The following is a 21908-nucleotide window of genomic DNA, read 5'->3' as shown; positions in this document are numbered from 1 at the left end:
TCAACCGTTTCCTGGAGCGCCATTTGCCGGAAGGGCTTTACAAGCGCGCCATGCTCATCGTCATTCTGCCGGTCATTCTCCTGCAGGCGATCATGACCGGCATTTTCCTTGAGAGGCACTGGGAACAGGTCACCAAGACTCTCTCCAAGTCCCTGGCCCGGGAAATCGGGTTCATCGTCGCCCTTTATGACACCGGCCCCAAGACCGAAAACGCTTTGAAGCAGCTTGAGAATTTGGCAAACACCCACCTCGCCATCGGTCTGCGCATTGAAAGAGGTTCCCTGCCGCCGCCGCGGCCCAAGCCCTGGTTCTCCATCCTGCACTATCGCCTGTCGAAATACGTGGCCCGCTACGTACCGCGCCGTCCCTTCTGGATCGATACGGTTGGGCGCAGCGGTTATGTGGACATTCGCATTCAGGTGGACGAAGGCCTGATCTTTCGCTTTCTCACCCCGCAGAAACGCGCCTATGCCGCCTCCACCTACATTTTCATCCTGCTCATGACCGGCATCTCGCTCATTCTGCTGCTCATCGCCGTCATATTCCTGCACAAGCAGATCAAGCCCATCCTGCGGCTGGCCGAGGCGGCACAGGCTTTCGGCAAGGGCCGTGAAGTGGAAAATTTCGAGCCGCGCGGCGCGGCGGAAATTCGCGCGGCGGCAGAAGCCTTCATCAACATGAAGCGCCGAATTGAGCGCCATGTGGAACAGCGCACGGCCATGCTCGCCGGCGTTTCCCACGACCTGCGCACCATCCTCACCCGTTTTCGCCTTGAGCTGTCTATGCTGGAATGCGACGACGACACCCTACGCGCCATGCGCGAGGATGTGGATGAAATGCAGAAGATGCTGGAAGGCTATCTCGCCTTTGTCCGCGGTGCTGAAAGCGAGGCCACGGAAGAAACCGATGTATGTGCATTACTGAAAGCCATACGGGCCGACGCGCGCCACGAACAGGAGGGCCGCACGCTCGAAATTCATTGCACGCCGCCCCTGCCGGCTGTTGTGCGCCCGGGCGCCTTCCGCCGCGCCGTCTTCAATCTGCTGGCCAATGCCCTGCGCCATGCCAAATCCCATGTGAGGGTTTCGGCGCACAAGGACGGACAGTATCTCTACGTGATCGTCGAGGATGATGGCCCCGGTATTCCCCCGGAGGATTATGAACGCGTCTTCAAGCCCTTCGTGCGGCTTGACGATGCCCGCAATCTCGACCGTGCCGGCACCGGCCTGGGGCTGGCCATCGCGCGCGACATCGTTCAGGGTCACGGTGGTGACATCGAACTGGACAAATCCGACCTCGGCGGCTTGAAGGCCACCATCCGCATCCCCCTCTGACCAGAAACACGGCCCTTGCGGATCTTTCTTCCGAACCCCCGGCCGTTCTCATCCCCTCAATAGAACAGGGAGGAGACCGATTCCTCTCGCGCGGTGCGGGCCACGGCCTCGCCCATCAGCTCGGCGATGGAGATGGTGCGGATATTGCGGGCCACGCGCACCGCTTCCGTGGGCTGGATGGAATCGGTGATCACCAGCTCCTTCAGCGGCGAGGCGGTAATGCGCGCCACCGCGCCGCCGGAAAGCACGCCATGGGTGATATAGGCGGAAACCTCCTTCGCCCCGCGCTCCAGCAGGGCCTCCGCGGCGTTGCACAGGGTGCCGCCCGAATCCACGATGTCATCGACGAGAATGCATGTCTGCCCTTCCACCTCGCCGATGATGTTCATCACTTCCGATTCGCCCGGCCGCTCCCGCCGCTTGTCCACGATCGCCAGCGGGGCGCCGATGCGTTTGGCCAGGGCGCGGGCACGCACCACGCCGCCCACGTCCGGCGAAACCACCATGATCTTGTCCGTGTCGTAATGCTTCTCGATATCCTTCACCATCACCGGCGCCGCATAGAGATTGTCGGTGGGGATATCGAAAAAGCCCTGGATCTGTCCGGCATGCAGATCCAGGGTGAGAACGCGATCGGCACCTGCGCGCTCAATGAGATTGGCCACGAGCTTGGCGGAAATCGGCGTGCGCGGCCCGGGTTTGCGATCCTGCCGGGCATAGCCGAAATAGGGCATCACCGCCGTGATCCGCCGCGCCGAGGCGCGCCGCAGGGCGTCGATGAGGATGAGCAGCTCCATCAGGTGGTCGTTGGTGGGAAAGGAGGTGGGCTGAATGACGAAGACATCCTCCCCCCGCACATTCTCCTGAATCTCCACGAAGATCTCCATGTCGGCGAACCGCCGCACCAGACACTTGGTCAGCGGCACCTGAAGATAGGCGGCAATGGCCTCGGCCAGAGGACGATTGGCGTTGCCCGATACCAGCTTCATGATGCTGTCCACCCCACTCTGCGCCTTTCAGGATCGGAGAACGGGTCAATGTTCCGCAAAAAGGAACACCATTCCCCCTCACTCGCGCAATGTGCCCCGCGCGCAAGGCTTCTTAAACACCCGCCACCCTTTGTGGTCAACCACCTTCGCCAAAAGAAGGCCTTGCATGCAGGGCAACACTGCCCTGCCCGCCGCGCAAGCCGGCGAGGGGTGCATTAATCAGCCTTTTTGCGATGCCCAGGCCGGGGGAGGCTCCCATCAGCGCCCTTTTTTCAGCCGCGCCACCAGCTGAAACAGCCCTTCCGCCGCACCCTGCGCGATATCATGCGCCGCAGGGCCAAACCCGCGCGCTATTGCCGAAGCCGGCACCACGTTTTCCTGTTTCACCGTGCCGAACACCCGCCCGTCAGGCCCCCGTGCCGTCCATACGATCCGCACCTTCACCCGCCCCTTGCCGGCGGGCGTGCGCGAAACCTTGCCCGAAATTTTCAAGGAGTCATCCTGCGCCACCGTTTTCACCGGCCAGCCGGCCTGTTTCAGAACGCCCATGAGCGCACTTTTCAGTTCGGCATTGCCGGCCCCCGGCGCACCGGTGACCCCGGTAACCGCCACCGAGGCGATGCGCACGCCCCCCTTGCCGCGGCGTTTTTCCTTCTGAACGCCGCGTGCCTTCTGCCCGCTGTGCTGATTGGCCGCAATCTGCCTCGCGCGCCTTTCTCCGGCCTTCTCCGCCTTCGATTCTGCAGAGGCCTGCCGCGGCACTGTTGAGGCCATGCGTTCGGCAGGGGTGTCTGGCTGAAGGGCGGTATTGGCCGTGATTACTCCTGCCGTGGGCGGCACATTCAGGGCCACCAGAAGATCGGGGTCAATCTCCTTCTCCGCGCCCGGCCCGGCCTGCACCAGAACGTCAGGCGGCGGCGGCAGGCCCGCGCCCTGCGTGCCATACCCGAGCAGCGCAAGCCGCGCTGAGATACGTTCCGCCACCGTTTCCGCCATGCGTGGCAGGGCGATCGCCTCCATGCCATCGAATGGATCCGGCGGCCCTTCCCGCACCGGTTCATCCCCCGCGATCCGCGCCTGCAAGCGCCCCCGTGAATCGAAAAGCCGGAACAGATAGGCAAGCCTGCGCTCGCCCGCTTCATCGCGATAGGGCTGAAAATCGGCATCGAGCCGCCAGGACGGGCCTGACGTTTCTTCACCATTGCCATGGGCATGGGCGCCGCCCTTGGCCGTTGCAATGGCAATGCCCCGGCGCTGTCCCGCCTCATGAAGCGCTCTTGTCAGCTTACGCCGCGTTGGCGGGGAGAGATCCTTCGGCAGCACAAGCACGATGCGCGGCACCTGCGCTGAGGCCACCGCCGGATCGGTCGATTTCCTGAATGGACGCGGCAGATCACCACAACTGCTGAGCACCCCGGCAAACCAAAGCGCGAGAAAAAGCCGCAGAAAATATCTCGCTCCGTTCATGGTCATGCCCGGGCCGCGCTCCCCACCCCTGCCATTCGCCATCAGCCATTGGCGCCTGATCACGCACTTTCGCTCAGCATGATGGCGGAAAGCTGACGGCCATAATCCGGTTCATTCCGGTGTGTCGCCCGGCGGTAGGAATAGAAGGCATCCTCATTCGCATAGGTGCAGCGCTGAAGATCCTCAACGGCGGCAAGCCTCATGCGCTCAAGCCGCATGCGCACATAGCCCGGAAGATCAAACAGGAAATGGCTTTCCCTTCCTGAAGGCTTGAAGAACCGGGCATTGGCCACATCCTCCTCCACGAAGCGTGCGTAAAATTCGGGCCCCACTTCATAATGCATCTGCGAAATCGTCGGCCCGATCGCCGCCCGAATCGCGCTACGCCGCGCCCCCAGCCGTTCCATCGTCGCCACCGTCGCTTCCAGCACACCGCCAATCGCGCCCTTCCAGCCCGCATGCGCTGCCGCCACCACGCCGGCTTCCGCATCGGCGAAAAGAACCGGCGTGCAATCCGCCGTATTCACGCCCACCAGCACCCCGGGCCGGCGCGTAGCCACCGCATCGCCCACCGGCGGTGCATGCACATCCCAGGGCTCCTCCACGATAAGGCAGATATCGGTATGGCGCTGTAAGGGAGTCATCAGACATTCAGCCCCCAGCGCTGCCATCGCCCGCCGCCGGTTTTCCAGGGCGTTTTCCCGCGCATCCGCAGAGCCAAGTCCCGTGTTGAGCGAGACATAAAGCCCTGAGGACACACCGCCTTTGCGCGTGAAGAACCCATGCCGGACATTCGGCATGCCCAGCAGGTTTTTCGCCGTCAGGAATGCTGCCATCTCTGCCCCCTTGTGAAGGGCGCCGGTGGGTTCGCGCCCCCTGGCACCGCCGCCAGCACCTTGAACAGCCTGCCCATCTGATCATTATCGGCGATGCGCTTCGCCCCGCGCTTCAGGATCATGCGTCGGCGGGCATCGGCCCGTTTCAGCAAGGCCTGCAGGCGCAACTCAAGCCCCAGCGCCCGCAAAAACGGCCCTTGTTCCATGGGCCCGTAAACATCCGCGCCCTGTGCCGCCATCGCTGATGCCACCGCCGAAAAATCCACATGCGCGGTCAGATCACACCGGCCCGGCTCATGAAACACCGAAACCGGCCGATGCCGCTGCACTGCCTGCAGCGTTTCGCCCGCGCCCGGCCGGGCATGGCCATAATCGATGAAAAGCGCAGCCCCGCCATGCACGGCGACCCGTTCCGCCACCATTGCGGCGAAAGCCTCTCGCTCCGGCGAAAGCTCAATGATGCTCCCCTCCGGCAGGTCTTTCGCCCATGCCGGCACCGCATCATCGGCAAGAGGCGCGCCTGCATCGCGAAAACACAAATTACCCCCCTCATCGAGGCTCACAAGCCGCTCAACAAACCGGCCGTCCTTCTTGACAAAATGATGCACCGGCAGGGCGTCGAGAAACTCATTGCCCACGAAGAAAAAGGGCCCCTCCGGTACATCATCGATGCGCTCATGCCACGCAATGGCAAGGCCGAGGGGCTCAAGCCGCCGTTTCTGTTCTTGCTTGAGCGCAGCGGAGGTCTCGATGAGATGAATGCGCACCGCATCGAGAAAACCCGGCATGTGCCCCGCCGCACGCAGCAGGTCCTGCATGAGCAGGCCGCGGCCCGGCCCGGCCTCCACCAGCAGGAAAGGATCGGGGCGTCCCGCCGCCTGCCATCCGGCGGCGATCCAGGCGCCGATGAGCTCACCGAAAATCTGGCTTGCTTCCGGGGCGGTGATGAAATCGCCTTCCGCCCCCAGCGTGCGCGGCCTCTGATAGTACCCATGCTCGGGATGGGCAAGGCACAGCGTCATGTATTCCGCCACGGTCATGCCGCCGTCGCGGGCTATTTTTTCGCGGATGATGTGCTCAAGCGGCGTCATGGCTTTTTACGCATCTCCCGCAGGCGGATTTCTGAGCGCGCGGAGAATGAGCCAGCCTCCAACGGCGAGCAACGGCAGGGACAGCACCATGCCCATGGTCAGCCAGTCACCGGCCAGATAGCCGATCTGCCGGTCCGGTTCCCGGAAGAATTCCACAAAGATGCGCGATAAGGCATAGCCGCTGGTGAAGACACCTGCCACCAGCCCCGGCCGCGCCAGCGCCCGGTAACGCACAATCAGCCACCACAGAACGAGAAAGAGCACAATGCCCTCAAGGCCTGCCTCGTAAAGCTGGCTTGGATGCCGCGGCTCCGGCCCGGCTCGGGGAAAGATCATGGCCCAGGGCACATCTGTCGGCCGCCCCCACAGCTCGCCGTTGATGAAATTGGCAAGCCGCCCCAGAAACAGCGCCAGCGGCACGGAGGCCGCAGAAAGATCAAGAAGCCGCAGCAGGGAAAGGCCATGCCGCCGGCAGAACAGCCACGCCGCCGCAATCAGCCCGGCAAAGCCGCCGTGAAACGACATGCCGCCCTGCCACACCGCCAGGATGTTGCCGGGATGGGAAAGATAGTAGCCCGGATTGTAAAACAGCACATAGCCTGTGCGCCCGCCGATGACGACGCCCAGCATCGCCCACACCATGAAATCATCAAGCTGCGAGGGACTCATGAACGGCCGCCCCGGGCGCCACAGGGCCTCCTGTTTCAGGAGATGCTTGGCCCATATCACCGCCAGAATGAGCCCAACGATGTAGGCCAGCGCATACCAGCGGATCTGCAGCGGCCCCAGGGAAATGGCCACGGGATCAATGGCGGGAAAGGGAATTGCGAATACCGTCGGCATCATGCCGCGCATGGTTGGCCGCCTCATCCCGCCTCGTCAAGACGGGCATCCATGCTCTTCCATTAAATTCATGATACCTGCTTTATTTCCACGCTTTCGCTCTTATTCCGCGAAAGACCCGGCCTTGGTGTTGCGTTCGTGATTGTTTCGGCCTTGGGCAAAAGAAGGCGCGCGCCCCGTTTGCGAATGCGGCGTCTGGTCAGAAAATCACTGGCGAAGGGCGAAACAAGCACCCGCACACTGGTCTGTTGCAGAAAAACGAGCAGGCTGAAAATCTCTTCCGCCAGTTGCGCGCATTTTTCTGTTCCATTGAAGGTCTTCAGCCAAAAGCCGGGCCGCACCGTCACCAGCACCTCAAGGTGCCGCAGCGCCGGCATGGCTTTCACCTGCCGTTGCGCCACGTGAACGGATTTGATCACCTCGGCATGCGTCATGAGCACCTCGCCAATCCATGCCTTTTCATCCGGCCTCAACGCCGGTGGTTTCAGCATGGCCGCCTTGGGCCGCTCATGAAGCTCGGCCTGCGCCTTTTCATCTTGCACACGCAGGCGTTTCAACTCATCGCGCAGTTCCTGCGTATCATGCTGCACGCCCGCGATACCAAGCCAGGAGCCAACCTCTTCTGCCGCCATGCCTGCCAGCATCGGAAAGCGGGCCGCTGCATCCAGAAGATCGATCACCCCCCGTTCATCATCGCGTTTCAAGCGCGCCAGGCCGCGCAACCCCAGCGCCAGCGGCGGCAGTCCATTCGGCATGCGGGTCTCTAAAGATTCAATGACGGCAAGCGCCCGCTCCGGCTTGCCCAACTGCAGCCAGTGATGGGCAAGAATGCAGCTCTCCTCCGCCCCGGGTTGACGCCCCTTCAGGCGCTCCTGCACGGCCTTCAAGGAACGGATGGCCTCCTCTTGCTCCTGCTTCACGGTTTGCAGGTGCATCTCGAACTGCGCCTGCATCATCTCCGTCAGATCCCGTTCAAGGCGCGCTGCATTCGGGGCAAGCAGGGTTTCAGCAGCCGGCTTTTCCGGCAGGGGCGGCAAGGCAACGGCCTGCGCATTCACCCCCAGAGCGGAAAGCCGCTCGGAAAGAGAAGGATGTGTATCCTCCTCGTCCGTCTTCAGGCGCAGGGCGCGTGCAAGCCACGCTTTCGCCCGGCCATTGCGGTCCATATCCTGCAGGCGGTCTCGAAACTGCGCGAAGGGAGAAACATCGGGCATCTGCCCCTTTTCGAGGCTGCGCTGCAGGGCCCGCATCACGGCGTGCCATGCCGCAGCGCGCCCTTCAAAGGCACAAAGCGCCCGCGCCGCCATGTCCACTCCGACAATAAAGGCCGAAGCGGCATCGGCAACGAATTCCTGTTGCCTTAAGAAGGGAAGGGCACGGCGCTGCAGGGCCGGCCCGTACCAGGCATAGAAACGCCTGGCGAGATAGGCAAAAAGACCGGAATCATCGAAAACCTCCCGCGCCAGCGCCGCCTGCGCCAGAGCGCGCCAGAGAGAACGGGCCATGCGCGGATGTTGCCGGGAAATATGCCCCAGCTCATGCGCCAGCACTGACCGCAGCTCCTCTTGCGACAGCGCCAGCAAGAAAGGCAGCCCCACATGCACTTCCGCCTTCTCGCTCATGAAAGGCAACGGGGCGGGAACCTGAACGGCCGCGGCATTGTATTCCGCCGTCAGTTTCACCGCATCGATCTTCGGCGTGCCAAGCCTCTTAGAGAGCGCATCGATCATGGCCCAAAGGGCCGGGGCATCCTCACGAGAGACTAAAACATGCACCACCTCCTCCTCCGGCCGCAGGGTGAGCAGCGCCCAGAGCATGCTGCCGCCCATCAGCATCAGCACGGCCCCCAGAATGGGCAGCGTGCGCGCTCCCGCCTGTCCGGAAACCGTCAGCCAGATGAACCAGCCACCCAGAATGAGAAACGTCAGCGACAGACTTGTAATGAACACCGGCCCTAAAAGAGCGAACCACCAAAGCCGCTTTTCCTCCTTGCCGGAGATGGCCTTGTCGGCTGCAGAGAAAACGTTTTCGAAAGATAACGAGGACTTCTTTATGGAAGGCATGATGAACCTGACGAGAAATGACTCGGACTCACGCAAAGAAAGATTTGCAGGGCTGCCATTCGCCTCATGCTGGCAGAAAACCACCAAAGGCAGGTAAACGCTTCGCCCGAAAAAAATGCACGGGCTGGGCAAAGAGACGTTTTCATCAGAGGGCATCAGCCTCTATGAGATCGCGCAGGATGATGCTAGATAGAGCCACAGTGAATTGCTGAAACCTTCCAGGGTGCAATCGTCATGACCAACCGCACCAATTTCTTTGACGAACTGGCCAAGGCCTTTTCCGGCGCCGCCGGACTGGCGCAGGGCTTGCGCAAGGAGGTCGATTCGCTCGTCAAGGCGCAGATGGACCGGCTTGTGAATGATCTTGATCTCGTCCGCCGCGAGGATCTGGAAGTGGTTAAGGAGATGGCGGCAAAATGCCGGCAAGAAAACGAGACCCTCAAGGTCAAGATTGCAGAGTTGGAAGCGCGTATCGCCAAACTCGAAAATCATTGACCGTCATCGCCACATGATGCATACGAAATTGCCCGATTACTCAAAGGTTGTGCAATTTCCCGGTGTGTCATTTGCATGTGTGCTGACGGTTCCGATACGGTCGAGGCAGCGAGAGGTCTGCCGCGTCTCAAGGAATTTTCCGGCCGCAAGATCCTCCTCCTGCAAGGTCCGGTCGGTCCTTTTTTCCGCAGGCTGGCCCAGGACCTCAAGAAGCACGGTGCCGAGATCCTGAAAATCAATTTCAATGGGGGTGATCGCCTTTTCTATTCCGGGGAAACTCTCGCCTACAGAGGCACTCTTGCCGACTGGCCTGACTTTTTCACGGATGCCATTTCCCGCTATGACATCGATACAATCGTGCTTTACGGCGATGCCCGTCCGATTCATGATGCGGCGATCACCATCGCACAACAGAAAGGCCTTGATGTATTCACTTTCGAGGAAGGTTATCTGCGGCCCGATTTCGTGACTTTGGAACGCGGCCGCAGCAACGCATATGCGCAAATCCCCAAGGATCCGGCCTTTTACATGTCCTTGCCCGCCCCCGAAGAAGAAGAGGGGCGGTCAAGGCCCGTGGGCTACACGTTCAACCATCTCATGCTCTGGGGCGGGCTGTATCATGCGGCCATAACCGCCGCCGCCCCCCTTCATCCAAGCCATACCTATCATCGTGGCCAGGGGGCGGCCGAACTCCCCGCTCAGCTGCGCTCCCTGTGGCGCCGGCAGAAAGCTTTTTTCCTGGAACGTGACATGACAAATCGTCTCTGCGGCCATCTGGCCGGTCGCTTCTTCTTCGTGCCCTTGCAGGTGGCGATTGACAGTCAGGTCCTGCGCCACAGCCCCTTTGGCCGCTATGGAGAAAAAGGGGTTGCCCGCTTCATCGAGACGGTCCTGCGCTCCTTTGCCGAACACGCCCCCAAGGATCATGTCCTTGTCTTCAAGCATCACCCCATGGACCGTGGCTATGTCCATTATGGCGCGCTCATAGAGAAATGCGTTCGGGAAACCGGCCTGAAAGGCCGCGTCTATTACACGCATATGCTGCCGCTTCCGCCGCTTCTCGAAAAAGCGGCCGGAACCGTGGTCATCAATTCCACCGTGGGCCTCTCCGCCATCTATCATGGCAGTCCCGTCAAGGTTCTGGGCGATGCCATATACGACATGCCCGGCCTTACCGCCCAGTCGGACCTCGACACGTTCTGGACCACGGCCACGGACCAGAGACCCGATGCCGATCTCGCCCTGCGCTTCCGCAGCTATCTGATCCGAACCCGCCAGATCAACGGCAGCTTCTACCGCCGCCTGCCCGACAGCCCTCTCGCCTGCGGGCTCAACTGGCCGGCATGAACAGGGTGTCCCTCCACCCTTTCAGGCTTGACAAGGCAACAAAGGGGCGCAATGTGCCTGCCTGTCCGGCATATGGGGCCGGTTGAGGGAATGCGGGCGGTTTTTATGAACAGCCTGCCGGTTTTCGCCCGCACGTTCCGGAGAACGGCCATGGATGAGGAGAATACCGCAGCCTCGGTCATGAGCGGCGGCATTGCCTGCGCCCGCCGCGGCATCGCGCACATTTTCGTGCGCGACCTCGAACTCATGGCACATCTCGGCGTGCATGACTTCGAGAAGCAAAAACCCCAGCGCGTCATCATCAACGTCGATCTCACCGTACGCGAACGCAACGAGCCGCTGGAAGACAACATCCACAAGGTCGTCTCCTACGAGAAGGTGGTGAACCACATTCGCGAGGTCATCGCCCGCGGGCATGTCAACCTCGTGGAGACCTTGGCCGAGATGATCGCGCTTGAATGCCTGAAAAACCCCTATGTGCTCGCCGCCCGCGTGCGCATCGAAAAGCCGGACATTTTTCCGGAAGCCCGCTCCGTGGGCATCGAAATCGAACGCCGCCGTCCCTGATCCGGGAAGGCCCCATTTCCCACCCCTCACAGAGCCCTCGCCATGATCCGCAAAAAAGCGGGCCCTTGCATGCCGCCTGCCTCTTGGGCACCCTTGGCCTGTCATGACCGCCTGCAATGAAGACACAAGACGCTTCCTTTCGCGCCTGCAGCAAAGGCTGCGCCTTAAGCCGCCGGCACTTCCTGCGGCCTTGCGCAATGCGGCCGTTCTGGTGCCGATTCTCGATCACCCGCACGCTCCCGCCATTCTTCTCACCCGGCGCACGGATGATCTGCCGGATCATCCCGGCCAGATCTGTTTCCCCGGCGGAATGATCGAGCCGGGCGAAACACCGCTCAGGGCTGCCCTGCGTGAGGCGCATGAGGAAATCGGCCTGCCGGAGAAAAACATCCGGCCTGTGGGTTTCCTGCCGGCGCATGCCACCTCGGCCGGTATCGCCATCGCCCCGCTGGTTGCGCGCATTGATCCGCACTTCACGCCCGCGCCCTGTCCGCGGGAGGTGGCCGAGATTTTCGAGGTGCCCCTTGCGCACATCCTCAATCCCGCCAATCATCGCCGCGAATGGCGAAAGGGACGTAACGGCGAAAGGCTGCATTGGGTCATCCCCTATCGGGAATACGACATCTGGGGCGCCACCGCCGCCATGCTGCGCAGCCTGTGGGAACACCTGCGATGAGCGAGGAGAACCAAAGCATACGTTCCGAAGAACCGGACCTGGCCCGCGTACCGGTGCTGTGCCTGACTGCACCGCCCTGGCGGAATGATCGGGTGCTGAAGGATCTCTTCGCCAGCCTCGGGGAAAGGAACGCCCGCATCGTCGGCGGGGCGGTGCGCAATGCTCTCATGGGCCGGGACGTGACCGATATTGACATCGCCACCCGCCTGCATCCCGAAGAGGTCATGCGCCGCGCTGAACAGGCGGGCTTTTCGCCTCATCCCGTCGGCATCGATCATGGCTCGGTGCTGCTGGCCCGGGACGGCCGCACTTTTGAGGTCACCACCCTGCGCCGCGATGTCAGAACGGACGGCCGCCACGCCGTTGTCGCCTTCACCGACGACTGGCGCGAGGACGCCCGCCGCCGCGACTTCACCATGAACGCCCTTTACGCCGATCTGGCCGGTAACGTCTACGATCCGCTCTGCAGCGGCGTGCGCGATGCCCTCGCCGGGCATGTGCGTTTCATTGGCGATGCGAACGCGCGCATTCGCGAGGATTATCTGCGCATCCTGCGCTTCTTTCGCTTCTGGGCCGAATATGACACCGGCGCACCCGATGAGGACGCCCTCGCCGCCATCCGCCGGCAAAAGGAGGGCCTGCGCCGCATCTCCCGCGAGCGCATTCGCGAGGAAATGCGCCGCCTGATGCTGGCGCCCCGCGCGGCCGAGGCGCTTGAATACATGACCGCAACCGGAATTAGCGCCTGCATCCTGCCCAAGGCGTGCACGCCTAAGACAACGGCCCTTACCCGCATGCTTGCCATCGACGCCCGCCTGCATTTGCAGCCGGACTGGCTGCTTCGCCTGTGCGCCATTTGCGGCCCGCATGCGGCCCTGAAAGATCTCTTTCGCCTCTCCCGACAGGAAGCCAGCCGCATGCACAAAATGGATCAGGCCCTCGCCCCCGTCTGCCAGCTCATCGAACAAGGCAAGGCGGCAGACATCCGCCGCTGGCAGGTGCTGGCCAGTGATCTGGGCACACAAACGATTCTCGATGCCTTACGCCTCTGTCATGCCCGCGGTGCGCTGACCGATACGGATCTCGCCCGCCTGATCCCCGCGCTTGAAACCTTCACGCCGCCGCCTTTTCCGCTGTCCGGGCGTGATGTGCTCGCACTTGGCATTGCGCCCGGGCCGCAAGTGGGGCAGCTTCTGCGCAGGGTGCGCACACGCTGGCAGGAACAGGGCTTTCAGCCGGCAACGGTTGAGGGCCTGAAAGATCTGCTCCGTGAGGAAGCCATCCGCCAGCATCTGATCGCACCCGAAAGCGAGGCCGGAAAATCCCCGGTCCACAAGAACACGGCAAGCGACAGCAACACCACCGATCCATGAACGACACACCGAACACGGCACACCGGATGCCGGATGCTTCATCTGCCCGCATCGCCCTGATCACCGGCGCCGCCCGCCGCATCGGCCGGGCCATTGCGCTTGCCCTCGCCCGCGCCGGATATGATATCGCCGTTCATTACGGCACCTCACGCCAAGATGCTCAATCCACGGCCCAAGACATTGAGGCTATAGGCCGGCGCGCCGCCATTGTTCAGGGGGATCTTGCCGATCCTGAAGCGCCGGCGCGTATCGTGCGCCAGGCCACTGAAAGCTTAGGTCCGCTTGATGTGCTCATCAACAACGCCTCCCGTTTCGAGCCGGACTCCCTGCAGGACATGACCCTGCAGGACTGGGAGGCGCACATGTCCGTCAATCTCCGCGCCCCCATCTTTCTCGCTCAGGCCTTCGCCCGGCATCGCCGCCCGCATCGGCAGGGCAACATCATCAACATCATCGACCAGCGCGTGCTCAAACTCAATCCCCTGTTCTTCTCCTACACCCTTTCCAAGGCCGCACTCTGGACCGCCACCCGCACCATGGCCCAGGCCCTGGCGCCGGAAAACATCCGCGTCAATGCCATCGGCCCCGGCCCCACGCTCGCCAATACCCGCATGCAGGAGGAGGATTTCGTCAAGCAGTGTTCGCTCACCCTCATGGGCTGCGGCACCTCGCCGGAAGAGATCGCTGAAGCGGTGCTCTTCATCCTCTCAGCCCCTGCCATGACCGGCCAGATGATCGTCCTCGACGGCGGCCAGCACCTCAACTGGCAGACCCCGGACATCACTGAGGTCAACGAATAAGCGCTCAACGGCCTTGCCCCGCGCACGCTCCCATATCCTGTGCCCCCGGCCCCAGCGTTCATGATTTTGCCGGAAAGTGCCCGCATGTTTTGCGCGCATCGGTGAAATGCGGCATCGTGTTCCGTGAAGGGCGAATCAGCCGCGATCAGGTTCTTTCGCAAGGGTGCTTGACGCGCCGGAAACGGGGGCAAGGGGAAGGCCCGCCCCAGTGAACCATGAAAAGGGGATGTCGACATGAGCAGCAAATCACATCGCAACCGCACCACAATGGCCATGGCCTTCGCTCTCGCCGCAGGGATTGCCGTTGCGAGTCATGCTCCCGCCACCGCCGCAACCTGCGGCAACACCGGCGCCGGTTTTGATCGCTGGCTGGCCAATTTTAAGCGTCAGGCCGTCGCCGCCGGCATCCCCCGCCGTGTGGTGGAAAGCGCCCTCGGCAATGTCCGCTACAGCAGCTACGTCATCAAGCTGGACCGCAACCAGCGCTCCTTCAAGCTCAGTTTCGACCGCTTCTGGCGCCTGCGCGTCAACAACGCCATGATCAGAAAGGGCCGCCGCCTGCTGCGGCAGCATGCCGGGCTGTTCCGCCGCATCGAACGGCGCTTTGGCGTGCCGGGGCCCATCATTGTCGCCATCTGGGGGCTGGAGACCAACTTCGGCCGCAACACCGGCAAGATGCCCGTGTTCCGCTCTCTGGCCACCCTGGCCTATGACTGCCGCCGCGCTGATTTCTTCCGCAACGAACTGATGAGTGCACTGAAGATCGTCGCCCGCGGTGACATGCGTCCATCACAGATGAAGGGCGCCTGGGCCGGCGAGATCGGCCAGACCCAGTTCCTCGCCTCCAAGTATTTGCAATTCGCCGTGGATTTTGATGGTGACGGCCGCCGCGACCTGATCCGCTCCACACCCGATGCCCTGGCCAGCACCGCCAATTTCCTGCGCGCCCATGGCTGGCGCCCGGGCGGAGACTGGCACCCCGGCACCCACAATTACGAGGTCATCAAGCAGTGGAACCGGGCCACCGTCTATCAGAAGACCATCGCCCGCCTCGCCGATCTCATCGCCGGCAAGCGCTGAAGAACCAACGATGTGGATATTTCCCACATCACCCATGCCATGCCACCGTTCACATCACCGAGCGCTTCAAGACTCGGTGCCTGGTCATTTGTGGCATGGTGACATCCTGCTGTTCGGAATAGAAAAAGAGCCATGATGTTTGATACCTCTATTCTCATTTATGGAAAGCTTTGATTAATAAGGATAATAATACACTTGATTGCTTTTAATGACAATACAGAAAGAATATAAATAAAATCTAATATTTTTATTTGGGATATTAAAATAAATAATCGATCATGTGTCGATTTTTCATGATTGGAATTTTTGGATTTTCCTTCCGGATGCTGTGCTTTTGTATCACGCCTGGCACATCCTTTGCGTGTATCCCCTCAGTTTCGTTCCGTGTCTCATATCAACACATCATTAAGAATGATGGTTGGTTGAGACCGCAGAGGATAGATTGGCGCCCATGGGCGCAACACTCTGGGAAGGCCCGCACCGGGGAGTCCACGCCATGCAGAAAGTATCCGCAATTTGCAGGCGCAATGGCACATTGCTGGCAAAGATCGTTGGCCTGCTCGTTCTTTTCTCCGCAACGAGCCACGGCTTCTTCGGGCGGGCACATCTACTCATCGGTCAGGAGCGCTATACAACCCTCCTGTTTTATTTGGGCATCTGGGGCATCTCCCTGGGCGCGCTGTTCATCGCCGCGTTTCAGCCCAGACGCGGCGTGCGTCTCTTCTGGGCTTTCGTCATCGCGGCGGCCACCACCGCCGGCTGGTTCTATCATGTCATCTCAGGCAACAGCTTAAGCGTCTACAATGTTCTCTCCCTGTGGGCGGCCCGGCATGAAGCCGGTCGCGCCGCGGTCCAGTATGGTCAGCACATTCTTCCCGCCGCCGCTCTTTTCATCGCCACTTTTCTCATCATCGCCGTACCCGCCCGCTTGCCGCGTGCGTGGATGGACCGCGTGCTTGGCTGGTTCTTCTGGGCGCCCGCCGTGCCCGTGGGATTGATCGCCGCCATCATCTATCTGAAAAGCGGCGGCGGCTCTCAGGCCCTGCCCAATCAGTTTCAGCCGCTTGCCGTCGCCACCGTGGCTCTGGAACGCCAGCTCACACACACCATGCCGCCGCGCATGGCCGTGCCCTTCCCGCCCAAGGACAGCCCGCGCATTCGCAAGATCGTTTTCCTCGTGGATGAATCCCTGCGCCCTGAATATCTGAATTTCACCCCCGGCAATGCTGAAACGCCGCACCTGCCCGCGCTGTTGAAGACCGCCGCCAATTTCGGCAAGGCCGTTTCCGGAGGCAACTGCTCCAGCTATGCCAATGCCATCCTGCGCTTCACCGCCCAGCGCGAGGATCTCGTCACCAGCGCCGCCACCTACCCCACCCTCTGGCAGTGGGCGAAAAAGGCGGGCTTCCGCACCGTGTTCATCGACGGTCAGTCCGGCTTTGCCAAGGATCCGGGCAAGCTTCAGAATTTCATGACCGTGAGCGAGAGCCGTTTCATCGACCGCTTCATTCGCCTGAACGGCGTGCTCACGCCCCAGCTCGATTTTGCCCTGCTTGAGCGCATGAAAGCGGAATTGGAGAAACCGGGGCCCGTCTTCATCTACGCCAACAAGAACGGCGCGCACTTTCCGTATGATGCTGACTACCCATCATCAGCAAAGCGCTACCGGCCTACTCTGACTGAAGCCGGAGAGGAGACGCTTCAGGCCAAGGTCAACTCCTATCGCAACGCCATCGCATGGAACGTGGATGAATTCTTCCGCCGCCTGCTCAAGGAAGTTGATCTCTCGGACACGCTCATCATCTACACCTCCGACCATGGCCAGAACCTGCAACCCGGGCACCTCACCCATTGTTCGACGGAAGATCCCAGCCCGCGCGAAGGCCTCGTGCCCCTGCTCGCCATCACCGGCGATCGCGCCTTGCTCGCGCGCTTCCGCAAAACGGCCCGCACCTTGCGGGATGGCGCCGATCACTTCCGCATCGCCCCCACACTCCTGCGTCTGATGGGGTATGCCCGCACGGATCTCGCCACCCTCTATGGCCCCGATCTGTTTACGCCCACGCCGCGCAAGCAGCCCCTCGCCTTTTCCTATGGCGACATCTTCGGTCTCTTTTCCCGCAAGGCGCACTGGAAAATCATCAACCCGCGAGAAAATCACCTGGAACGCCTGCCCATCCCGCCCATGCATGCGCACAAACCGGCATCCATGAGCGGACAAACCGAGGGCGCCCCCGGCTGATCCCGCATCCGCCCTCGACTACTGACATTTTACTTGAAAAACAACTACTTATGCCATCAATTCAGTTGTCCTTGATATTCTTTTCATCTATGAAATACCACTTTCCCCCCTCCCCCTGGTAGGGGGAGGGACGGGGAGGGGGTCGGGCAATTTAACTCTGTGTTTGTGGCCCGACCCCCTCCCGGCCCCTTGCGGGGCCGACCTCCCCCTATCAGGGGGAGGTTAGGATCATGCGCTCTTTCTGCCTGCCGCCCGCTGCATCGGGACCAATTTAGCTTCTGACGACATGCGTTTGTTTAATTCATTGAAAAACCATAGGAAAGCATCATATCCGGGCGTGTCCCGCATGCTACATGACATTTATACCGTCATACCGGCGAAAGCCGGTATCTAAGGCCATTGATTAATGCATTTGTGGCCCGAGACCTAAGGCTTTCGCCGGGGTGACGAGAAAGATGGCAGCGTTGTGTCGTGTGGCGTGCCTCCAAAACACGTCATCCCGCCAGCCGGAATGATCGAGCTGCATGGATTGTATTTTCGCAATCAATTCTCATTTTCATGAAAGACAGTGAATGACATCAAACGCCCAAGACAGCCTTTTCCCGAGGGAGGACAAGACGATGAGCGAACCGGCCTTGAAGGAGATCACACTGCCGCCACGCGATGGCGACGGCTTTCTGGAGAACATGAACGACTGGACGCCCGAGATCGGCCGCGCCATGGCCGAAGCCGACGGCTTTCCGCTTACCGACGAGATGTGGGAGCAGATCATGCTCGCCCGTCAGTATTATCAGGAACACGGCACAACGCCGCCCCTGCGCAAGTTCATGAAATATGCAGGCAAGAGCAAGAAGGAGCTCTTCGACCTGTGGCAGACCGGTCCGATGAAGGCCATCGCAAAATATGGCGGCCTGCCCAAGCCCACCGGCTGTGTCTGACGGATAAAGTCACCATCTTCATGGCTTCTTCCCTCCCGCCTTCCCGAGGGCGAAGCCAGGCCGGACGGGCCGATGCATCAACAGGATCATCAGGGGCATGGGCATCGACCGTCCGGCCCGATCACGGAGCGGTTCGCACCGCTCCGTTTTTTCATGCCACACGCAACCCGCTCCACGCATCCGTTTCCCTGCGACATTCCGACTCGCCTCACACCATCCCCTGTGGAGGAACCAGGGGCGACTCTTGCGGGCGGATTCCCCATGCGGCATCGTGAACACATGTGATTCGTCAGACACATGCAAAAGGCATCGCGCCCAAGCCATGCGTCTGCAAAGGCTCCGGTCCGGCGGATGGGGCGATGAACGCCACAAGGCGGCGAAGCCTGTCCTGGACCGGAAAGGAATACAGGCGATAAAAGGGGAAACCGGAACACATGAACGCCCTAGAAAGGCTGTTGCAGGACAGGGATGAGAAGGTGGCCAATCCGCTGGATATCATCGAGAACATGGCCACTGAGACAGGCTGGGAATGGGCGCGGCCCGGCGAGGATGAGCTTATGCTCGCCTTTCCGCTGGAGAATGCCGAAATTCAGATCTCCCTCACCTGGATGGAGCAGATCGAGCTGTTGCATCTCGCGGCGGTGTGGGATTTCCGGTGCCCCGAACCGCGCCGCGAGGAGCTGGGCCGCCTCCTCGCCCTGATCAACATGCAGCTGCCCTTCGGTCATTTCGAACTCTGGCCGGACGGCAGCGTTGTCTATCGCAATGCCCTGATGCTCACCGGCGCGCTCTCGGTCACGCCCGAGCAATGCGAGGCGCTCATCGCCGGTGCCGTGGGTGCCTGTGAAACCTTCTATCCCGCCATGCATTTCGTCATCTGGGCGGGGCGCAGCGCCGAAGAGGCCATGCGTGACTGCATTTTCGAAACCGCCGGCGAGGCATGAGGACAGCCAGGCCGATGCGAAACCGGCATTTTAGCTGTGATACCTTTTGCATCTGTGCCGACCCGATAGCACGAAAGCAGCCGGAAAGGAATTCGCGGCCATGACCATGGAGAATGACGAAACAGCCGCCTTTTCCTCCATCACCTTGCCCGGCCCGCTGCTCTTGCTCGGCGCCGGACGCATGGGCATGGCCATGCTGAAAGGCTGGCTGAAGGCGGGGCTTCCCCCCCGGCACATCATGGTGCGTGAGCCGGCGCCATCCGCCGAGCTTCTGGAAATCGCCAAAGAAAAGGGCATCATCCTTGACCCGGCCGATGATGCCATTGGCCAAACGGCCGTCCTTGTCGCTGCGGTTAAGCCGCAGGTGATGGATGAGGCCCTCTCAGACCTCGCGCCCGTGTTGCCGCAGCCGGCTCCCATGGTGCTGTCCATCGCCGCCGGCCGCACCATTGCTTCCTTCAAGCGCCACCTTGGCGCTGACACGCCGGTCGTGCGCGCCATGCCCAACACGCCAGCCGCCATCGGCCGCGGCATTTCCGCCTTCATCGCCAGCCCGGAGGTGAGCGAAGAACAAAAGGCGCTGGCGCGCGCCCTTCTTTCCGCGCTTGGCGAGGTGGTCGAGGTATCCGATGAGGCGCAGATGGATGCGGTCACCGCCGTGTCCGGTTCCGGCCCGGCCTATGTCTTTCTTCTCACCGAATGCATGCAGCAGGCGGCAGAAAGGCTTGGCCTGCCCGCGGATATTGCCGCCCGCCTTGCCCGGGCCACGGTCTCCGGTGCCGGCGCCCTGATGGACAAGGTTTCTGACGATCCCGCAGCCTTGCGCGCGGCGGTCACCTCCCCCGGCGGCACCACCGCCGCCGCCCTTTCCATCCTCATGCAGGCGGACGAAAACCTCTGCACCCTCATGGAAAAGGCCATCACCGCCGCCGAACGCCGCTCCCGCGAACTCTCAGGCGGCTGAGATTTTCCCATTGCTCCCACTGGACACAGTTTTTCCGATTTTTCCGCGCAAGATCGGAATTCGGAAAAACTCATGCCAAACACCCGGCAACTGGCCGCCGTGCGCACGGCGTGCTACACTTTTTGCACGCGCATGCATCGCAGGGAGAGACACCATGCCCGAGAAGAAGACATCCACGCGCTCCCGCAAAAAATCCGCGGCGAATGATACGGCCGCCATCGAAAAGCGCATCATCGATGCCGCCATGGAGCTGGCGGCTGAACGGCCTTTCACGGAGCTTTCCCTTGCCGACATCGCCGAACGGGCCGGGCTGCCCCTGGCCGAACTCAGGCGCCATGTCTGCTGTCGCGATGATGTCTTGCGCCTGCTCTCGCGCCGGCTTGACGAGCAGGTGCTGGAAAGCTTGAGCCAGGATCCGCTGGAGGGTGAACCGGTGGATCGCCTCTTTGAGCTGATCATGCGCCGGCTGGAACACCTTGCGCCCTATCGCGCCGCCGTGCGCAATCTGCTTCAGGCCGCCCCCGCGATCGCCTGTGAATTCCCGCCCGTGCTCCTGCGTTTCTGCACCAGTCAGGACTGGATGCTTGCCGCCGCCGGCCTGAAGCCTGCCGGCATTGAGAAAAAGGCCTGCATGGCCGCCCTCGCCACCATCTACCTGCGCACCCTCGCAACCTGGGTGAATGATGATGATCCCGGCCTGTCCAAAACCATGGCGCAGCTCGATTCCGACCTCAGACGCGCCGAAAAGGCCTGGAACAAGGCAAAAACACCCCTGAAGGCAGCACAAGGCGCGCTGGACCTTACCGGCCGCATCGCCTGCAAGGCCGCAGGCCTCCTCTTCGGCCTGCGCTCCACCAAAACGTCCGAAACCACAGAGACTGACACGATATCCACCGCCTCCGGAGAGGGATCAGAAGCCTCCCCGGCATCCCCGTAGAATCATGGAAGCGCGGATAGGAATGGAAGACAGAATTGGCCGCTGATGGGACATAATAAAAAGTCAGGACCTATCCGCCCGTCACCGGCGGGAAAAAGGCCACTTCCCGTGCGTCCGTAATGGGCGTGTCAAGATCGGCGTGTTCCTGATCCACCGCCGCCCGCAGCGTGTCCTTATCGGCGAGGGCGTCGGCATGGGCTTCATCCAGCGAACGCAGCCAGTCGAGCAGATCGCCCACGGTGCGCACATCCGCAGGCGGGTTAACCTCCTCGCTGGCCTTGCCCAGCTTCTGCCGCACCCAGGCGAAATACAAAACCTTCATGACCGCTCATCCTCGCCGATGACATGCCGCAATCCGGCCCGGAAATAGTCAAATCCCGTATACAGCGTCAGCGCCGCCGCCAGCCACAGGCCGGTAATTCCTATTGTATCAATATGCGCCCAGACGCTCTTGCCCGCATGCCCGACGATGAGAAACCCGAGCGCGATGAGCTGAATCGTCGTCTTCCATTTGGCCAGCCACGTGACAGGCACCGACACCTGCAGCTCTCCCAGGAACTCCCGCAAGCCCGAGACCAGCACCTCACGAATGAGAATAATGAAGGCGGCCCACAGATGCGGCCCCTGAATGTCGCCCACCGCCGCCAGCATCAGCAATGCGCCGGAAACGAGAAGCTTGTCGGCAATGGGATCCAGCATGCGCCCCAGTGCCGACTGCTGCTGCCAGGCGCGGGCCAGCCAGCCGTCGAAGAAATCGGTGATCGCTGCGGCGAGAAAGATGCCCAGCGCCACCCACCGCGCGGTCTCGGTATTCCACAGGATACAGCCCGCCACCAGCGGTGCGGCCACAATCCGCCCGTAAGTCAGCAGGTTGGGCACCTGAATGACCACCGGCAGCGCCGATTTCGGCCGCATGGCCACC

General features: G+C 61.6%; 22 protein-coding genes. 13 read left to right on the top strand and 9 right to left on the bottom strand.

What is annotated here, in order from left to right; all coding sequences use genetic code 11:
• Nucleotides 1–23: 23 nt before the first annotated feature.
• Nucleotides 24–1334 carry an ATP-binding protein gene (locus tag EK16_RS01670; RefSeq protein WP_051928763.1) on the top strand — a complete coding sequence of 437 codons (1311 nt, stop codon included), beginning with the start codon at nt 24–26 and terminating at the stop codon, nt 1332–1334.
• Between the two features lie 56 nt (nt 1335–1390).
• On the opposite strand, the gene EK16_RS01665 is transcribed toward EK16_RS01670, so the two are convergent.
• From EK16_RS01665 to EK16_RS01640, 6 genes are all read right to left on the bottom strand, one after another.
• The gene (locus EK16_RS01665; protein ID WP_038034244.1) at nt 1391–2323 is read right to left on the bottom strand and encodes a ribose-phosphate pyrophosphokinase; all 933 of its coding nucleotides are present in this window, start codon (nt 2321–2323) and stop codon (nt 1391–1393) included.
• Nucleotides 2324–2581: 258 nt separating this feature from the next.
• Nucleotides 2582–3790, bottom strand: a complete 1209-nt coding sequence (locus EK16_RS01660) for a hypothetical protein (RefSeq protein ID WP_156098421.1) — start codon at nt 3788–3790, stop codon at nt 2582–2584.
• A 59-nt stretch (nt 3791–3849) separates the two neighbouring features.
• Complete coding sequence (gene pgeF, locus EK16_RS01655; protein ID WP_051928762.1) at nt 3850–4626, bottom strand: peptidoglycan editing factor PgeF; 777 nt, start codon at nt 4624–4626, stop codon at nt 3850–3852.
• Entirely contained in the window at nt 4611–5717 is a 1107-nt protein-coding gene (locus EK16_RS01650) for a class I SAM-dependent methyltransferase (RefSeq protein WP_038033947.1), read from the bottom strand. Before EK16_RS01650 ends, pgeF begins: the two co-directional genes overlap by 16 nt.
• A gap of 6 nt (nt 5718–5723) precedes the next feature.
• Nucleotides 5724–6572 carry a prolipoprotein diacylglyceryl transferase gene (gene lgt, locus EK16_RS01645; RefSeq protein WP_038033946.1) on the bottom strand — a complete coding sequence of 283 codons (849 nt, stop codon included), beginning with the start codon at nt 6570–6572 and terminating at the stop codon, nt 5724–5726.
• Nucleotides 6573–6628: 56 nt separating this feature from the next.
• The gene (locus tag EK16_RS01640; RefSeq protein ID WP_197059573.1) at nt 6629–8623 is read right to left on the bottom strand and encodes a M48 family metallopeptidase; all 1995 of its coding nucleotides are present in this window, start codon (nt 8621–8623) and stop codon (nt 6629–6631) included.
• 234 nt (nt 8624–8857) lie between these two features.
• Here EK16_RS01640 and EK16_RS01635 point away from each other — a divergent pair, with 234 nt between their 5' ends.
• Nucleotides 8858–9118: an accessory factor UbiK family protein gene (locus EK16_RS01635; RefSeq protein WP_038033943.1), complete on the top strand. Its 261-nt coding sequence runs from the start codon at nt 8858–8860 to the stop codon at nt 9116–9118.
• A gap of 36 nt (nt 9119–9154) precedes the next feature.
• On the opposite strand, the gene EK16_RS12475 is transcribed toward EK16_RS01635, so the two are convergent.
• Entirely contained in the window at nt 9155–9505 is a 351-nt protein-coding gene (locus EK16_RS12475) for a hypothetical protein (protein ID WP_231573569.1), read from the bottom strand.
• Between EK16_RS12475 and EK16_RS01630 the strand changes: the two genes are divergently transcribed.
• From EK16_RS01630 to EK16_RS01580, 11 genes are all read left to right on the top strand, one after another.
• Nucleotides 9476–10465 carry a capsular biosynthesis protein gene (locus EK16_RS01630; protein ID WP_231573567.1) on the top strand — a complete coding sequence of 330 codons (990 nt, stop codon included), beginning with the start codon at nt 9476–9478 and terminating at the stop codon, nt 10463–10465. The genes EK16_RS12475 and EK16_RS01630 overlap by 30 nt on opposite strands.
• Nucleotides 10466–10615: 150 nt before the next feature.
• Nucleotides 10616–11032, top strand: coding sequence for a dihydroneopterin aldolase (folB, locus tag EK16_RS01625; RefSeq protein WP_038034233.1), 417 nt, complete (start codon nt 10616–10618; stop codon nt 11030–11032).
• 103 nt (nt 11033–11135) lie between these two features.
• A complete protein-coding gene (locus EK16_RS01620) occupies nt 11136–11708 on the top strand; it encodes an NUDIX hydrolase (RefSeq protein WP_081910140.1) in 573 nt (190 codons plus the stop codon).
• On the top strand, nt 11705–13081 hold the full coding sequence (locus EK16_RS01615; protein ID WP_051928760.1) for a CCA tRNA nucleotidyltransferase: 1377 nt from the start codon (nt 11705–11707) through the stop codon (nt 13079–13081). Before EK16_RS01620 ends, EK16_RS01615 begins: the two co-directional genes overlap by 4 nt.
• Complete coding sequence (locus tag EK16_RS01610) at nt 13078–13881, top strand: SDR family oxidoreductase (RefSeq protein ID WP_038033941.1); 804 nt, start codon at nt 13078–13080, stop codon at nt 13879–13881. The genes EK16_RS01615 and EK16_RS01610 overlap by 4 nt, the downstream gene beginning before the upstream one ends.
• A gap of 234 nt (nt 13882–14115) precedes the next feature.
• A complete protein-coding gene (locus tag EK16_RS01605; protein WP_038033939.1) occupies nt 14116–14961 on the top strand; it encodes a lytic murein transglycosylase in 846 nt (281 codons plus the stop codon).
• Nucleotides 14962–15457: 496 nt separating this feature from the next.
• Nucleotides 15458–17203: a sulfatase-like hydrolase/transferase gene (locus tag EK16_RS01600; RefSeq protein WP_197059572.1), complete on the top strand. Its 1746-nt coding sequence runs from the start codon at nt 15458–15460 to the stop codon at nt 17201–17203.
• Nucleotides 17204–17823: 620 nt separating this feature from the next.
• The gene (locus EK16_RS01595; RefSeq protein WP_197059571.1) at nt 17824–18141 is read left to right on the top strand and encodes a TusE/DsrC/DsvC family sulfur relay protein; all 318 of its coding nucleotides are present in this window, start codon (nt 17824–17826) and stop codon (nt 18139–18141) included.
• 434 nt (nt 18142–18575) lie between these two features.
• Nucleotides 18576–19085, top strand: coding sequence for a type III secretion system chaperone family protein (locus EK16_RS01590; protein WP_038033934.1), 510 nt, complete (start codon nt 18576–18578; stop codon nt 19083–19085).
• Between the two features lie 106 nt (nt 19086–19191).
• The gene (gene proC, locus EK16_RS01585) at nt 19192–20049 is read left to right on the top strand and encodes a pyrroline-5-carboxylate reductase (RefSeq protein ID WP_051928798.1); all 858 of its coding nucleotides are present in this window, start codon (nt 19192–19194) and stop codon (nt 20047–20049) included.
• Between the two features lie 154 nt (nt 20050–20203).
• Nucleotides 20204–20986, top strand: coding sequence for a TetR family transcriptional regulator (locus tag EK16_RS01580; RefSeq protein WP_051928758.1), 783 nt, complete (start codon nt 20204–20206; stop codon nt 20984–20986).
• A 70-nt stretch (nt 20987–21056) separates the two neighbouring features.
• Here EK16_RS01580 and moaD read toward each other — a convergent pair whose 3' ends face one another.
• Nucleotides 21057–21308: a molybdopterin converting factor subunit 1 gene (gene moaD / locus EK16_RS01575; RefSeq protein WP_038033933.1), complete on the bottom strand. Its 252-nt coding sequence runs from the start codon at nt 21306–21308 to the stop codon at nt 21057–21059.
• A complete protein-coding gene (pgsA, locus tag EK16_RS01570) occupies nt 21305–21901 on the bottom strand; it encodes a CDP-diacylglycerol--glycerol-3-phosphate 3-phosphatidyltransferase (protein WP_051928797.1) in 597 nt (198 codons plus the stop codon). Before pgsA ends, moaD begins: the two co-directional genes overlap by 4 nt.
• Between the last annotated feature and the right edge of the window lie 7 nt (nt 21902–21908).

It is taken from the genome of Thermopetrobacter sp. TC1, assembly GCF_000746275.1.
Classification (GTDB): Bacteria; Pseudomonadota; Alphaproteobacteria; order Rhizobiales; family Aestuariivirgaceae; genus Thermopetrobacter.
The sequence above is the reverse complement of the archived record's forward strand: the minus strand, read 5'-3'. Positions and strand labels throughout refer to the sequence as shown.

Bases quoted from the DNA above. Each gene is read 5' to 3' on its own strand.
- EK16_RS01665 (WP_038034244.1), bottom strand. From the start codon at position 2,323: ATGAAGCTGGTATCGGGCAACGCCAATCGTCCTCTGGCCGAGGCCATT.
- EK16_RS01660 (WP_156098421.1), bottom strand. From the start codon at position 3,790: ATGAACGGAGCGAGATATTTTCTGCGGCTTTTTCTCGCGCTTTGGTTT.
- pgeF (WP_051928762.1), bottom strand. From the start codon at position 4,626: ATGGCAGCATTCCTGACGGCGAAAAACCTGCTGGGCATGCCGAATGTC.
- EK16_RS01650 (WP_038033947.1), bottom strand. From the start codon at position 5,717: ATGACGCCGCTTGAGCACATCATCCGCGAAAAAATAGCCCGCGACGGC.
- lgt (WP_038033946.1), bottom strand. From the start codon at position 6,572: ATGCGCGGCATGATGCCGACGGTATTCGCAATTCCCTTTCCCGCCATT.
- EK16_RS01640 (WP_197059573.1), bottom strand. From the start codon at position 8,623: ATGCCTTCCATAAAGAAGTCCTCGTTATCTTTCGAAAACGTTTTCTCT.
- EK16_RS01635 (WP_038033943.1), top strand. From the start codon at position 8,858: ATGACCAACCGCACCAATTTCTTTGACGAACTGGCCAAGGCCTTTTCC.
- EK16_RS12475 (WP_231573569.1), bottom strand. From the start codon at position 9,505: ATGAATCGGACGGGCATCGCCGTAAAGCACGATTGTATCGATGTCATA.
- folB (WP_038034233.1), top strand. From the start codon at position 10,616: ATGGATGAGGAGAATACCGCAGCCTCGGTCATGAGCGGCGGCATTGCC.
- EK16_RS01620 (WP_081910140.1), top strand. From the start codon at position 11,136: ATGACCGCCTGCAATGAAGACACAAGACGCTTCCTTTCGCGCCTGCAG.
- EK16_RS01615 (WP_051928760.1), top strand. From the start codon at position 11,705: ATGAGCGAGGAGAACCAAAGCATACGTTCCGAAGAACCGGACCTGGCC.
- EK16_RS01610 (WP_038033941.1), top strand. From the start codon at position 13,078: ATGAACGACACACCGAACACGGCACACCGGATGCCGGATGCTTCATCT.
- EK16_RS01605 (WP_038033939.1), top strand. From the start codon at position 14,116: ATGAGCAGCAAATCACATCGCAACCGCACCACAATGGCCATGGCCTTC.
- EK16_RS01600 (WP_197059572.1), top strand. From the start codon at position 15,458: ATGCAGAAAGTATCCGCAATTTGCAGGCGCAATGGCACATTGCTGGCA.
- EK16_RS01595 (WP_197059571.1), top strand. From the start codon at position 17,824: ATGAGCGAACCGGCCTTGAAGGAGATCACACTGCCGCCACGCGATGGC.
- EK16_RS01590 (WP_038033934.1), top strand. From the start codon at position 18,576: ATGAACGCCCTAGAAAGGCTGTTGCAGGACAGGGATGAGAAGGTGGCC.
- proC (WP_051928798.1), top strand. From the start codon at position 19,192: ATGGAGAATGACGAAACAGCCGCCTTTTCCTCCATCACCTTGCCCGGC.
- EK16_RS01580 (WP_051928758.1), top strand. From the start codon at position 20,204: ATGCCCGAGAAGAAGACATCCACGCGCTCCCGCAAAAAATCCGCGGCG.
- moaD (WP_038033933.1), bottom strand. From the start codon at position 21,308: ATGAAGGTTTTGTATTTCGCCTGGGTGCGGCAGAAGCTGGGCAAGGCC.
- pgsA (WP_051928797.1), bottom strand. From the start codon at position 21,901: ATGCGGCCGAAATCGGCGCTGCCGGTGGTCATTCAGGTGCCCAACCTG.